Here is a 14,147-nt window from a genome sequence, read left to right as displayed (position 1 = left end):
CACCGAGGCCCCTGCTCCTATACGTATCTATTTAGTTCTGCTTCAGTCTAGATATAGATTGGCAGCACTTGATTGGTCTGTTCACGGTTGCGGCCTACAGAGAAGATCGAGATCGGAATTCCTGTCAGCTCCGATACACGTTCCACATATTTGCGTGTGTTGGCCGGCAGATCCTCCAGCGTCTTCGCCCCGGTGATGTCCTCACTCCAGCCTGGAAGCTCCTCGTAGACCGCTTCACATTCTGCCAGCATTTTCAGGCTTGCCGGGTAATGTGTGATAATATCTCCACGGTACTTGTAGCCGGTGCAGATCTTCACAGTCTCAAGACCGCTCAGAACGTCCAGCGAGTTCAGCGACAGGCCGGTAATTCCGCTGACGCGGCGGGCGTGACGCACCACCACACTGTCGAACCAGCCTACGCGGCGGGCGCGTCCGGTTACTGTTCCGTACTCATGCCCGGTCTCGCGGATATAGTCACCCGTCGCATCGTTTAGCTCTGTAGGGAACGGACCGTCGCCGACACGGGTAGTATAAGACTTCGCCACACCGATAACCTGCTTGATCTTGGACGGGCCCACGCCCGAGCCGATGCAGACGCCGCCAGCCGAAGGATTCGATGAAGTAACGAACGGATAAGTTCCCTGGTCGATATCGAGCATCACGCCCTGCGCACCTTCGAACAGCACCCGGGAATCCGCATCAATCGCATCATTCAGGACCACCGAGGTGTCGGTTACATAGCCGCGCAGCACTTCTGCATACTCCAGATATTTGGCCAGAATCTCTTCCACGTTCAGCGGCTCTGCACCGTATACCTGAGTGATCACCTGATTCTTCTCTTCCATCAATGGACGAAGTCTCAGCTCGAATTCCTCAGCATCCATCAGATCGGCAATCCGGATGCCGTTACGGGCAGCCTTATCCATGTAGCACGGGCCAATCCCCTTGCGTGTGGTACCGATTTTGTTCGGTCCTTTGCGGTCTTCCTCAAGTGCATCCAGCACCATATGATAAGGCATAATGACATGCGCACGATCACTGATTACCAGGTTCTTCGTATCGAAGCCATTGTCATGAATATAATTAATTTCTTGGATCAGCGCTTCCGGGTTGATCACCATTCCGTTGCCGATAACACAAGTCTTCTCTTTATAAAATACACCAGATGGAATCAAGCTCAGCTTGAACTTCTTTCCGTCAATCAGAATCGTGTGACCGGCATTGTTACCCCCTTGATACCGGGCGACCACATCTGCACTTTCCGCCAGAAAATCCGTGATCTTGCCTTTGCCTTCGTCTCCCCATTGTGTTCCCACGACGACTACCGTTGACATGTACATTCCTCCGTAGGTGCTAGCAAGCACCATTATTTTTCCGCTTATCATAGGGGCTCTGTACGCGCTTCATCTTGTACGCAGCCCTCCGGACACCAGGCGGGCAGGCCGCCAAAGCACAATAATCAGTGTAACAGCGGCACTTTTTAAAGTCAAATAAAAACGAACGATCACAGACTGGAATGTGCGATCGTTCGTGTATTGTGCGAAATTTGTCTAACCTGCAAATGGTTCTGCATGAGCACGCTCGTAGTTGACGAACTTGTTGAAGTTCTTGAGGAACACAAGCTCCACCGTCCCTACGGGACCGTTACGCTGCTTGGCGATAATAATTTCGATAATATTCTTCTTCTCGGTATCCTGATTGTAATAATCATCACGGTACAGGAACGCTACGATATCCGCATCCTGCTCGATAGAGCCTGATTCACGAAGGTCACTCATCATCGGCCGTTTGTCCTGGCGCTGTTCCACACCGCGGCTGAGCTGGGACAGGGCAATGACCGGAACGTCAAGCTCACGGGCGATCTGCTTCAGAGTACGGGAGATTTCCGATACCTCCTGCTGGCGGTTCTCCCCGGCCTTGCCCCGGCCCTGGATCAGCTGCAGGTAGTCGATGACAATCATTCCGAGTCCCTTTTCCTTCTTCAGCCGGCGGCATTTCGCCCGGATATCGGTAACCGTGATGCCCGGGGTATCGTCGATGTAGATTTCGGACTCGGACAGCGACTGGATGCCCATCGTCAGCTTGGACCAGTCATCATCGCTCTTGAAATCACCGGTACGCATAATATTGGCGTCCAGATTGGCCTCTGCGCAGATCATACGCTGAACCAGCTGGGGCGCCGACATTTCGAGACTGAAGATGGCTACCGTCTCCTTCGCCCGCACTGCCACATTCTGCGCGATATTCAGGGCGAACGCCGTCTTCCCGACGGAAGGACGGGCCGCCACAATAATTAAGTCATTACGCTGGAAGCCGTTCGTCATATGGTCCAGGTCCACGAACCCGGTGGGAATCCCCGAGGTTCCGCCTTTATTCTGATGCAGCAGCTCCACCCGGTCGAATACCTGCATGAGCACATCGCGGATGGCAATGAACCCGCTGCCGCTGCGGCGGTTCGAGATCTCCAGGATTCGCCGCTCAGCGTCACTCAGCATAATGCCTACATCTTCGCCGCCGGTATAGCCTTCGCTGACAATCTGCGTGGCTGTGCGGATCAGCCGCCGCAGCATTGCCTTCTCTTCAATAATCTGCGCGTAATAATCGACGTTGGCCGCAGTCGGCACCGCATGTGCCAGCTTCGCCAGATAGCTGACCCCGCCGATATCCTCAAGCTCCCCCTTATCCTGGAGCCGGGATGTCAATGTAATCAGGTCAATCGGCTGGCTCTCTTCTCCGAGCTGCACCATCGCCTCAAATATCATCTGATGCGGTTTGTCGTAGAAGTCTTCGGTATTCACCCGCTCCATCGCGGTAATTAGCGCTTCATCCGATAGTAGAACGGCACCCAGTACGGCCTGTTCTGCCTCCAGATTCTGCGGGGGAACCCGATCGAAAAAGAGATCTCCACCCATCCTACTCCTCCGTTACCTGAACCGTGAGGTTAGCCTTTACTTCAGTGTGCAGCTTGACTGTTACCTGGAACGTGCCTACATGGCGGATCGTATCGCTCAGCTCAATTTTGCGCTTATCGATGACGATCCCCTGAGTAGCTGCCAGGGCCTCGCCGATCTGCTTGCTGGTGATAGCGCCGAAGAGTCGGCCGCCTTCACCTGCTTTGGCCTTCAGGGTAAGGGTCAGCTCATCCAGCTTCTTGCCCAGCTGTACCGCTTCCTCCTTCTCCTGGTCCTTGCGGCGCTGTTCGGCTGCTGCCTGGTTCTCCAGTGTCTTCACATTGCCGTCTGTAGCCGGACGAACCAGCCCGCGCGGCAGCAGGAAATTGGCTGCATAGCCCTCCGATACCTCTTTAACCTGTCCCTTCTTGCCTTGACCCTTAACATCCTTCAAGAATATGACCTTCATTCAAATAACCCCTCTTTCGCTTCAATTTCGGCCAGCACTGCGAGCAGTCTGGCTTCCGCTTCTTTTGTTGTTCCTTCAAGCTGTACAGCCGCGTTGGACAGATGTCCGCCGCCGCCCAGCTTCTCCATGACTACCTGAACATTCATCCGTCCCAGAGAACGGGCGCTGATGCCAATCAGGCCGTCAGGACGCTCACTGATGACGAAGGAGGCAACCACGTTCGTCATCCCCAGCAGCGTATCCGCCGTCTGGGCGATCAGCAGCTGCGGGATCTTCATCCCGGGCTGTGTGGCCACCAGCGCGATCTGTTCATACACCATTCGCGCATGCTTGATGATCTCCGCCTTCGAGATGTACTCCTGCAGATCCTCCTTCAGCATACGCTGAATAAGAATCGTATCCGCACCGACCCGGCGCAGGAACCCGGCTGCCTCGAAGGTCCGCGACCCTGTATGCAGTGCGAAATGCTTCGTATCGACCGTAATCCCGGCCAGCAGCATCGTGGCCTCCAGCGGGCTGAGCTTAATCTTGTCATGAATGTACTGCAGCAGCTCCGTCACCAGCTCACAGGTCGATGACGCATACGGCTCCAGATACACGAGCACAGCGTCATTAATGAACTCCTCACCCCGGCGGTGATGGTCCACCACCACAATCCGGCTGGCGTATTGCACCAGCCGCGGCTCCATAGTCATGGAAGCCTTGTGGGTATCCACAACAATGAGCAGCGTATGCTCCGTCATCATCTGGAGAGCCTGCTCTGGCGTGATGAAGGTCTTATAGAGCGCCTCATCCTTGCGGATCTCCTCCATCATCCGGGTGATTGAAGGATTCGGCGTCTCCATCACAATGCTGGCTTCCACATTGTACATCTGTGCTGCCTTAAGCAGGCCAATCGCCGCACCCACAGCATCAATATCCGGTATCCGGTGCCCCATAATCAGCACCCGGTCGCTCTCCTGCATCAGATCCCGCAAGGCATGGGCGATCACCCGCGCCCGGACGCGTGTGCGTTTCTCGGCGGCATTGGTCTTGCCGCCATAGAAGGAGAGCCGCTGGCCTGCCTTCACAGCGGCCTGGTCCCCGCCTCTGCCAAGCGCCATGTCCAGACTCGACTGGGCAAGCGCTCCCAGCTCACTGGCCGATTCCGAGCCGTAGGCAAGGCCTATGCTCAGCGTCATCGGCACCTTGAGGTCCGCTGTCATCTCACGCACCTCATCCAGCACCACGAACCTGCTTTCCTCCAGGGCCTGAAGGCTGCGGTGATTCAGCAGCATCAGGTACCGCTCGGAAGACAACCGGCGCAGATATACCTCGAATTGCTTGCTCCACTCGGTAATCTCACTGGCTACCTTGGCGATCAGCGAAGTACGCTGCTGATCATCCATCCCCTGGGCGGCTTCATCCAGATTATCCATCATGACAATTCCAATCGCCAGCTTCTCTTCCTCATACCGCTCACGCAGCACAACAAGCTCGGTGATATCGAATAAATACAGCAGCCGTTCGCTTGGAATCACCACGACCTCATAATAACGGTCATCGACCGTAAGCTCATGGCGTTGCTCCTTCAGTACCCCGTCCTTAAACGGTTCCCGCTTGGAGGGCAGGTTCTGCAGAGAAGCCATAACCTCCGGCATCAGCTCCTGCATATCTTCACCAACAAGCGACTTGCGGGAGAAGATCTGGCCGGCATTCCGGTTATGCCATTCCACCGCCCGGCTCTCACTGTACAGGATAATTCCTAGCGGAAGCATGCTTACCGCCTCCCCCTCCACCCGCTTGATGCGGAAGGACAGGCCGTTGATATAATCTACAAGGTTGCGGCGGAACGACAGCTCGGCCTGCAGCATGGTGAAACACAATGTGCCAGCCAGGAAGAGACTGGCAACACCGAGGACCCAGTTATAGATACTGACTACTATAATCAGGACCAGCAGCAGTAAGAACGCCCACACGGTATGATAGCCGTGCCAGCGTCTTTGCAGAAATTTTGGCATGAGCCCACACCCTATCGTTTCGATTTCTTCACAAGCTCCCGCAGCGGAAATGCCAGGTCCACCACACCAATAATCCAGAATCCCGGCAGAGCAATAACAGGGATTGCCAGCAGAAGAGCGATGATCTTGCTCCACTTCCGTTCATGCACCAGGAAGAAGAGGAAGCCGACGGTCTGAATCTTGAACGCAATCTGCAGCAGAGGCAGCAGATTGGCCGAGACCATTAGCATGAAGCCGCTGTCGGCACCGCCGAACAGCAGGCTGATGACCACGCCAAGCAGATAATACCAGATGAATGATCTGGCCAGTCTCCATTCCCGCGCCGGCTTCAGCTTAGGCACCGCATATTCCATACTGTTCAGAATAGGGCGGACAATGGAATGGGTAATGACCGCAATCACGAACGCACTGAGGATCAGCGTCATCGGAATGGCCTGGATCGTCAGCCAGCTCATCTGGCCAATCTGATCAGAGGAGATGGATATCTCGGACAGCAGCGGATTGCTTGCCCCCATACTTGCCAGCCAGTCCGCATAGGTCTTCAGAACATCATACACATAGTCGTATAAATTGAACTTAAGGAACGTCGTACTGATCAGCAGGATCAGCAGGAATTCAGCTAGTATAGCGACCATACCGGCAATCAGAGTAGAAATCGCTGAAGCACGCTTCTTGTACCATCGTCCCATCACAAGGGCCGGGATCAGGAAATAAGCTGCAATCAGGATGTACATCGGGGTAATCAGGCCCACAATCAGCAGCACCGGTAACAGATGCAGAATGAACTGCTTGGTGTTAAGGGTCGTAAAGAGCACTATGGCCGGAATAATCATAAAGAATGTTGTAATAAGTAGTAGCGGGGTTGACAGGGATAACAGCAGCAATAGATAAGCTACACTCCAAGCCACAGATGTCCAGCGAAATTTCAACAGTATTCACCTCTTACGCATATGTTCTTCTAATGCAGATATATCCTGGTACCATTCTTCGAGCTGATGGCCCTCCTGCCTGTGCTTTCGCAGCTTCTCCAGCAGTAGATCATCCAGCTCGCGATAAGGAATACCGAGTCTGCGCCCCAAGATGTACGAGCTCATAATCAGGCTGGCCAGACTGTCGCCGACACGCGCGGTACTGCCTTCCCACAGCGCCTTGAATAACCTTGAGACTTGATCAATTACTTCTGTCTTTAACCACTCAATTACCTTGGCACGTTTGGCCACATCCAGATCCTTCGGCACATTGGGCACTGTCTCTCTACCTCCGGCAAAAAGCATTATTCTCCATTATAGCATAAAAATATCCGAGCCACACGGACGCCTGCCGCCCCTGAATATAGCTATCCATCTTTCAAAAAAGGCCCGCATTCCGCTTCGCCGGAAATACAGGCCTTGGTTCCTTATAACGATTCGAGCGATTGCCGTGAGACAAATTTCTCGCAATATTCAATGATCTGGCTCCGGCGTACAATGCCGATAAACCGCTTCATGTCGTCGACCACCGGTACAAAATTCTGCACCTTGGCCAAATTAATCAGATCCTCCATATCCGCATCAATCGAGACCGCCAGATTGTTCATCCGCAGCGGGACATCCTTAAGCAGAAATTTGGAAGCATTCTCAAAAGTGACCGCGCCGCCCGACTCCTTCATATACCAGAGTAAATCCCCTTCTGTAACCGTGCCGGCATATTCCCCGTTGCGGTTCAGGATCGGCACTGCTGTATAGCGGTGAAACTCCATCCGTTCGAGGGTCTGCCGCAGCGTCGAATCCATAGTAACACATGCGACTTCCTGCTTCGGAAGTAAAAAAAACGCAATATTCATCTCTTGATCCTCCTCAAAGAATTCCGAAGGAATGCTACTTTACCTTCCTTGCACTAAAGCCCACCGTAGTTATACGTCTGCCCTCAGCAATTAGTTCCATTCCATTATAGCATGAAGACAGTAAACAGCAGCCATTAACCTTGCGGGAATGGCTGCTGTTTTTTATAACGGGTCAAGAATATCCGATCTGATCCTTACTGTATTGCGGGTGTGGCCGAAGGCTCAAGCGCATTGCCGGCCTTGCCTGGTTCAATCAGCTGGTCAACCGGTGTACTGGGATTCATCCAGTTGTCGATCAGGGCCTTGGCTTTGGTGAGATCCTCTTCGTTCACTATGTCGTAATAGATCCCGTCCATCCGTTTACCTTCCCCCATCACCGTGAAGCTGGAGATATCCATATCCTTGCCGCCCATGAACTTCTTAGCCAGACTGATGATCATGGAAGGCTCAATATCGGTTTTGAAATTGTCGCCCATGATATCCAGCAGTTCAGGGATATTGCCGATCTGGCTGATCGATAACATTTTATTCGCGACCACGTCTAGAAAGACCTGTTGGCGTTTGGTCCGGTTGAAGTCGCTATCCTCACGGTAACGGGTATAGTTAAGCGCCTCTTCACCGTTGTAATTCGACTTATTGGCCTTAATTGTGAATTTCTCATGGTCTTTGCCCTTGTTAACAATATCCTTCTTGATCGGGAGCGGCACACCGCCAATGGCATCGACAGCATCCTTCAGCCCCTGAAAGTTGATGGTAGCATAATATTGAATATCATGGCCGAGGAGCGCTTCCAGCGTGTCCTTGGACATTTGCTGCCCGCCAAACGCATAAGCATGTGTAATTTTATCCTTCTTGTTGTCCTTGTATCCGATAATTTCCGTGTAGGTATCCCGGGGAACGGAGATCAGCAGAATCTTATAATCCTCCGGCCGGATCACCGCATACATCATGGTATCTGAGCGTGCGGTTTCATTCTTCCGCTGATCGGTACCCAGCAGCATCAGAGAGAACGGGTCGCTTTTGAGTGCTACAGGTTCAGCCTTAACGGAAGTCGGTGTCTTGGTGGTGTTATTCTCCAGAGGCACATAGGATTCCTTCGCCAGCTTGTTTTCTACCTGATCTGACAAAAAGAGGTCAAAGGCAAGCACAGCAAGCGGCTTCTGGAACAGAAACCCTCCGGCTACAATCACCAGTACCAAAATGAGCGCAATGTATCTTTTCTTTATTTTTTTAAGCTTATTCATCATTTTTGATTCCTTCTTTATGGTGGAATGTACATATTATGAACGTAATCTATTTACAATGGCCGCCTGGGCTTCCAGGGCAGTCATGAGTGGGCTGTTCTAGCTGCTGTGCGCCGCCCTGCTTCAAATGGTATTATTCCCCCTTTCCGGGATTCGGGTCGTTCTAATTGTAGAATAAACCTGGAAAACGGCTTTGACACATAAACAATATTTCTATTGTAATCACTTCACCACTAAAAAGAAACAACAAATAACGACAACATTGACATATATGCCGCTTATATTCCATAAAGTATATGACGCAGCAAACGGCGTTTTGATTCTTTTTCAGGGAAAAAAATAAAAAAAGACAGTCTGTTCAGCCACATAACGCAGCAGATCAGACCGTCCTCCTCAGCCTATTGAGTATCCTTAATCCACCAGCTCTGCGGATCGATAATATTGCTTAATGCGTTCATTGTTACTCCTTGCAGGCGCTTATTCACCGCAGTAATGTCCGAGCGTTCAGCGAAAAAGATCATCGGAACCTCATCATTGATCAGCTTCTGCCAATCATAATAGATTTCCTTCCGATAGTCCTTATCGTACGCCTTCAGGCTGACTCCCTCCCGGATCAGGTCTTCACTGCGCTTCGACGTCCACCGGGGATAATTCCACGAATCGGTAGCGCGCCATAAGCCCGAAGGATCAGGGTCGCTGGCCAGTCCCCACACGCCGTTGAACAGCTCCATTGCCGGATCATCCGACTCCACCGCTTCATAAAAGGCGTTCAGCTCCTTCAGGCTTCCTCCGCTGAGCCGTACATCCAGCCCGACATCACGCCAATTCTGGAGAATGGCGGCCGTCCGCGCTTCAGCCGTTTTGCTGCCGCTCATCGCATCATAGTGAATAATGAGCTTCTTACCGCCGGGATCTTCGCGGAGTCCATCCCCGTCCATATCCAGATAACCGGCCTCATCCAGCAGCTGCCCGGCCTTTTCCGGCGAATAAGGATAGGTGTCAATCTCCTCGTCTGCGATCTTGGCCCAGCTGGAACTTGGTATAGGCGTCTCAATAAGCGTCCCCAGGCCATAGGAATATTTATCCAGAATCCCTTGCCGGTCAAGTGCATAATACATTGCCTTACGCAGGCTTTTATCCTGGAATTTGGGATTATCCATCACCACCTGACCGTCTGTCTCATCCCAGTGTCCGAACTTGAACCCGATATATTCAAACGTCATTCCCGGTGTGACCCTAATCTCTACATTATCCAATTGTCCTGCAGCCTCATAGGCATCACGCGGCAATGCCGCCATATCGACATTTCCTGCTTTAAGCAGAGAGGTAATATCTTTGCTGTCGATCACCTTATAAGTAATCCCATCCAAAAGCGCGCCGCCCTTGTAATAATTATCGAACCGTTTCATTTCCACCGTCTGGCCCGGCACAATGCTGGTTACCATGAACGGACCCGTGCCAATGGGCTGCTTACGCACCTGATCGCTATCCGCCATGTCCTTAACTGCGACTCCCTCGAAATACCGCTTGTTCATCGGGTAGGCCCACAGATTATCAATCACGTTCACCCGTGCTGAATTCATTGTAATGCGCAGTGTATACGGGTCCATCACCTTGAGCCCTGTAATTTCCTTCGCCTGGCCTTGGTGGTACGCTTCTGCTCCCTTGATCATCTCAACGCTATAGTATCTGGAACCCGTATACTCCGGGCTGGCGATAGTCTCCAGGGCAAATTTCCAATCCTCTACCGTCAGTTCATCCCCGTTATGCCAGCGGACTCCGGGCTTAATGGTGAATGTAAACACCGTATGATCCTCCGACTCCTGCCAGCTGGCAATATTAGGAGCGGTGGACAAATCATCCTTCACGGTAAACATAGCCTCAGTGGTGAACTCCAGCACATTGGAATCATCTTCTCCTTCAAAGAATGCCGGTTCAAAAATACCTTGAAAAGCTGACGGGTAGCCGAAGGTTACGGTCCCGCCTGTAATGGGTTCATCGGCTGTTTGGCTAAGGCGCGCCACAACATTCTTGACGGCCGGGCTTGGCCCATTGCATGCCGACAATGCCACCAAGAGCGCAAGCGGTAGCATCAGTCTGCCGATGAGTCGGTTTGACATATATTTCTTCCCTCCCGGGTTGGATCACACAGTAATGTAAGCGATTTCTACACTGGATTTTACTGTAATGCCTATTATGCAGATTATGGACAATTATTTATTCCACATTATAGAGGATATACAATATTCGCTGTGAAGTGAAGTCTTTAATTTATTTCGGTGCAGCCAAGAACCCTTCCGATATTGAAAAAAGCCTGCCCTGACGGGCAGACTTCAGCTACAGTAACGCCTTAATTTTCCTCTCCCGGATGGATGATGCTAAGGCCCTCCACATGCTTTTTCCGCATCAGCTTACGCTTCTTCCGGGTCTCCTTGCTCTCAAATATAATGTCAAAATCATAATCCTCGGGATACAGCTCCTCCTTGGACAGATAAGGCTTCAGCCGCTTATGGTTAATGCTCAGCTTCTGCTTCTGAATCATCACCCCGACCCTGCCCCGGCTGTCCTTCTTCTCATAGACAATTCCAGTGCGCCCCAGAGAGCTGACATAGACAGCATCCCCTACCGCAAATTCAGGTGCCGGAGCATTCGCCTCCTGTGATGGATTGTCTCCCTGCTCTCCGTCAGCCGTTCTATCCGCTCTTTCAGTTATCTCAGCTTCAGCTGCTTTAGCCTTCTGTGCCGCTCTGATAGCGTCTTTCCACAGGCTGTGGCCGCCTCTGTGCCCCTGCTGCTCTGTCACAAGCTGTTTAGCCCGCTCAATGACGGAATGGAGAATCCCCAGCTTCTCGGCGATCTGCAGCGCGTAGCTCTCGCCAGCTTCACCAATAGTTAGCTTATAGAGCGGCTGCAGCGTGTTCTTATCGAACTCCATCCGTGCATTCTCAAAGCCTGCCGTTGCCGCCGCGAAGGCCTTCAGCTCATTGAAGTGGGTCGTTACCACAATATTAGCCCCCTTCCGGTTCAGCTCCTCGAGAATCGCGATCGACAGCGCGAACCCTTCACCGGGGTCTGTGCCGGCAGCCAGCTCATCAATCAGCAGCAGCACGCCTCTGCCGGCATCATAGAGCATTCCCTCAATGCTCTTCATCTGTGCCGAGAAGGTGCTCAGGGACTGTGTCAGGCTCTGTCCGTCTCCGATAACGCTTATTACATTGGTGAAGACAGCGAAGTCACTGCCGGGATCAGCCGGTACCAGCAGGCCGGACTGTGCCATTAATACGAGCAGACCCAGGGTTTTGAGCACAACCGTCTTACCGCCAGTATTCGGCCCGGTTACAATCAGCGATTTATATCCCTGGCCCAGCTCCAGACTGACCGGCACCATGTCTTTCAGCAGCGGGTGACGGCCTCCATTCATTCTCACATAACCCCGTTCGTTCAGCGCGACTGGCCCCGCATCCATTACCCTGGCAACCTTCCCTTTAGCGAAAATAAAGTCATACTTGCCCGTTACCTCAATATTCAGCCGGATAGCGGCCTGCTCCTGCTCTAACAGCCCTGTCAGCATACTCAGGATTATTCCTTCCTCACGGGCCTCGTCAGCAGTCAGCAGCTCGATTTCCCCCTGTAATGAGGCCACCTCATCCGGCTCCACGAATACCGTCTGCCCGCTGGTGGACTGGTCCAGCACCGAGCCCTTGATTTGCTTGTGATACTCCCGTTTCACCGGAATGACATACCTTCCGCCGCGCATACTGACCAGACTATCCTGCAAAATGGATTTGTGACGGTTCATGATGCTCTCCAGCTTCCGTTGCAGGCGCTCCTTGGCAACCGCCAGCCGTTTGCGGACCCGTTCCAGCCCTTTGCTGGCCTGGTCATCAATGACCCCCAGCCGGATACACCGTTCTATCTCGTCCCGGACCCCATTCAGCTCCTGAAGCGATGCACCGTATGCGGCGATGCGCGGCGCGATCTGCTCCTTGGCGGCCATGTATTTCCTGAGCTGCCCGCAGCTGTTCAGAAACAGCGAGACTGCGGTGAAATCCTGCTCATTGTACATATAGCCGGTCCCCAGCAGTGACAGCACCCATTCAATGCCCTCCAGCGAGGGAATCGGCACACTGGCTCCGCGCTCCAGCAGCTCTTTCGCTTCTTGCGCCTCCTCAAGCGCACGGTGTATCGCCGGCAGATAGATCATCGGCTGAAGCTCTCTGACGTACCTTCTACCCTCATACGAAACCGCATGACGCATCAATTCCTGCTTAATGGTCTCATACTCCAATGTGTGCAGACTTTGCAGATTCAACTTGAGTTCCTCCTTGTATACAAGTATATTTCTTATCCCAATCAACTGCGCATACCACAAAAAAGAGGGCAAAGAACCGCCACCACGGCAGTCTTCGCCCTCTTTTTGCTGCTATTTGCTCTCTTTGGCCCCAGAGTTCCACCCCTTTCGGGAGGAGCCCTGAAAACAGAAAAAACCGTGCTGCAAGAGCACGGTTAATCACAAAGAGAACAATAGCCGGATCAAGAGGCCATCATGACGCTTCGCGTGTGTTCTTAACTAAATCATTCATTCCAGCAGCCCGCGGTCTACTCAGTCAGAGATGCCGCCAAGACAGACTCTAACAAGACATGCCCCTGACAAAATCAGAGCATGCGGCGGTTAACAGCCGGAACGATATGAAATTGCTTAGTTAAGAACGCTCACCAACATCAAAATTTCCCCTTTAGGTATAGGATACCTGTAATTTACTACATCTGGAATCTGTTTGTCAATTATGCGTGAGGCAGTTCATCACCCGGATAACCCGTTTTACCGTCATATAAATTTAAATTAAAAGAAAAAAAAGCAGCCGGCTTAGCCGGCTGCTTCATAAAACGTCCTATTCTGTTGTGTAAGGCAGCAGCGCGATTTGACGCGAGCGCTTTACAGCAATAGTCAGAGCGCGTTGGTATTTTGCACTTGTACCAGTTACACGACGCGGCAAGATCTTTCCGCGTTCGCTGATGAACTTCTTAAGAAGCTCAGTGTCTTTATAATCAATGTGAGTAATCTTGTTCACAGTGAAATAGCACACTTTTTTACGCTTGTTGCGTCCACCACGACGTGCCGGTCTTTTGTCGTTGTCCGCACCTTCTCTTGGTTTGAAAGCCATGTTCAGTTCAGTCCTTCCTTATTAAAATGGCAAATCATCGTCCGATATATCGATCGGTTTTCCATCGCCCGAAAAAGGATCTTGGGTATTGTTGTTGCGCGAGAAATTATTGTTACTTCCATTTCCGCGAGCACTGTTCCCACCGTTACCGCCGCCACCAAAGGCTGGCTCTTCAGGCATACTTCCACCACTTGATGCATTTCCGCCTTCACGGCTCTGCGCGGATTCCAGGAAACGGACATTATCGGCAATAACTTCAGTAACGTATACACGTTTGCCTTCGTTATTCTCATAATTCCGTACTTGGATGCGTCCTTCCACGGCTGCCAGTCTTCCTTTGCGCAAGTAATTGGCACAGGTCTCAGCCAGCTGTCTCCAGGTTACTACCGGGATAAAGTCCGCTTCGCGTTCACCGTTCTGGCCCGTAAAGTTACGGTCTACGGCAAGCGTAAACTGTGTTACGGCAACACCAGCAGGAGTATAACGAAGTTCCGGGTCACGGGTCAACCGACCGATCAGAATGATACGGTTCAACAATTAGGTCCCCTCCTTAATA

General features: G+C 52.1%; 12 protein-coding genes. All 12 read right to left on the bottom strand.

Translation table 11 applies throughout. The annotated features are described in order from the left end of the window. Positions 1–47 precede the first annotated feature (47 nt). The 12 genes from MKX63_RS04540 to ssb all read right to left on the bottom strand — a co-directional run bounded on the left by MKX63_RS04540 (position 48) and on the right by ssb (position 14,128). On the bottom strand, positions 48–1,334 hold the full coding sequence (locus MKX63_RS04540; protein WP_341015536.1) for an adenylosuccinate synthase: 1,287 nt from the start codon (positions 1,332–1,334) through the stop codon (positions 48–50). A gap of 216 nt (positions 1,335–1,550) precedes the next feature. Then, positions 1,551–2,912, bottom strand: coding sequence for a replicative DNA helicase (gene dnaB / locus MKX63_RS04535; RefSeq protein ID WP_036699821.1), 1,362 nt, complete (start codon positions 2,910–2,912; stop codon positions 1,551–1,553). A gap of 1 nt (position 2,913) precedes the next feature. After that, positions 2,914–3,360, bottom strand: coding sequence for a 50S ribosomal protein L9 (gene rplI / locus MKX63_RS04530; protein ID WP_341015535.1), 447 nt, complete (start codon positions 3,358–3,360; stop codon positions 2,914–2,916). After that, the gene (locus tag MKX63_RS04525; RefSeq protein ID WP_341015532.1) at positions 3,357–5,360 is read right to left on the bottom strand and encodes a DHH family phosphoesterase; all 2,004 of its coding nucleotides are present in this window, start codon (positions 5,358–5,360) and stop codon (positions 3,357–3,359) included. The genes rplI and MKX63_RS04525 overlap by 4 nt, the downstream gene beginning before the upstream one ends. 11 nt (positions 5,361–5,371) lie before the next feature. Continuing rightward, positions 5,372–6,289, bottom strand: a complete 918-nt coding sequence (locus tag MKX63_RS04520) for a DUF2232 domain-containing protein (protein ID WP_341015530.1) — start codon at positions 6,287–6,289, stop codon at positions 5,372–5,374. A 6-nt stretch (positions 6,290–6,295) separates the two neighbouring features. Further along, the gene (locus tag MKX63_RS04515) at positions 6,296–6,598 is read right to left on the bottom strand and encodes a MazG-like family protein (RefSeq protein ID WP_206105356.1); all 303 of its coding nucleotides are present in this window, start codon (positions 6,596–6,598) and stop codon (positions 6,296–6,298) included. 158 nt (positions 6,599–6,756) lie between these two features. Continuing rightward, a complete protein-coding gene (locus MKX63_RS04510) occupies positions 6,757–7,182 on the bottom strand; it encodes a CBS domain-containing protein (RefSeq protein ID WP_036728036.1) in 426 nt (141 codons plus the stop codon). Positions 7,183–7,376: 194 nt separating this feature from the next. After that, positions 7,377–8,429: an LCP family protein gene (locus MKX63_RS04505; RefSeq protein WP_341015529.1), complete on the bottom strand. Its 1,053-nt coding sequence runs from the start codon at positions 8,427–8,429 to the stop codon at positions 7,377–7,379. A 395-nt stretch (positions 8,430–8,824) separates the two neighbouring features. Further along, positions 8,825–10,546, bottom strand: a complete 1,722-nt coding sequence (gene opp4A, locus MKX63_RS04500) for an oligopeptide ABC transporter substrate-binding protein (RefSeq protein WP_341015527.1) — start codon at positions 10,544–10,546, stop codon at positions 8,825–8,827. A 230-nt stretch (positions 10,547–10,776) separates the two neighbouring features. Then, complete coding sequence (locus MKX63_RS04495) at positions 10,777–12,738, bottom strand: endonuclease MutS2 (protein WP_341015526.1); 1,962 nt, start codon at positions 12,736–12,738, stop codon at positions 10,777–10,779. Between the two features lie 580 nt (positions 12,739–13,318). Then, positions 13,319–13,591, bottom strand: a complete 273-nt coding sequence (gene rpsR / locus MKX63_RS04490) for a 30S ribosomal protein S18 (protein WP_036699837.1) — start codon at positions 13,589–13,591, stop codon at positions 13,319–13,321. 21 nt (positions 13,592–13,612) lie between these two features. Further along, entirely contained in the window at positions 13,613–14,128 is a 516-nt protein-coding gene (gene ssb / locus MKX63_RS04485; protein ID WP_036699840.1) for a single-stranded DNA-binding protein, read from the bottom strand. Between the last annotated feature and the right edge of the window lie 19 nt (positions 14,129–14,147).

This window comes from Paenibacillus sp. FSL R7-0179 (assembly GCF_038002265.1).
In the GTDB taxonomy this organism is placed as follows: domain Bacteria; phylum Bacillota; class Bacilli; order Paenibacillales; family Paenibacillaceae; genus Paenibacillus_AQ.
This window is presented reverse-complemented; position numbering and strand designations above follow the sequence as displayed.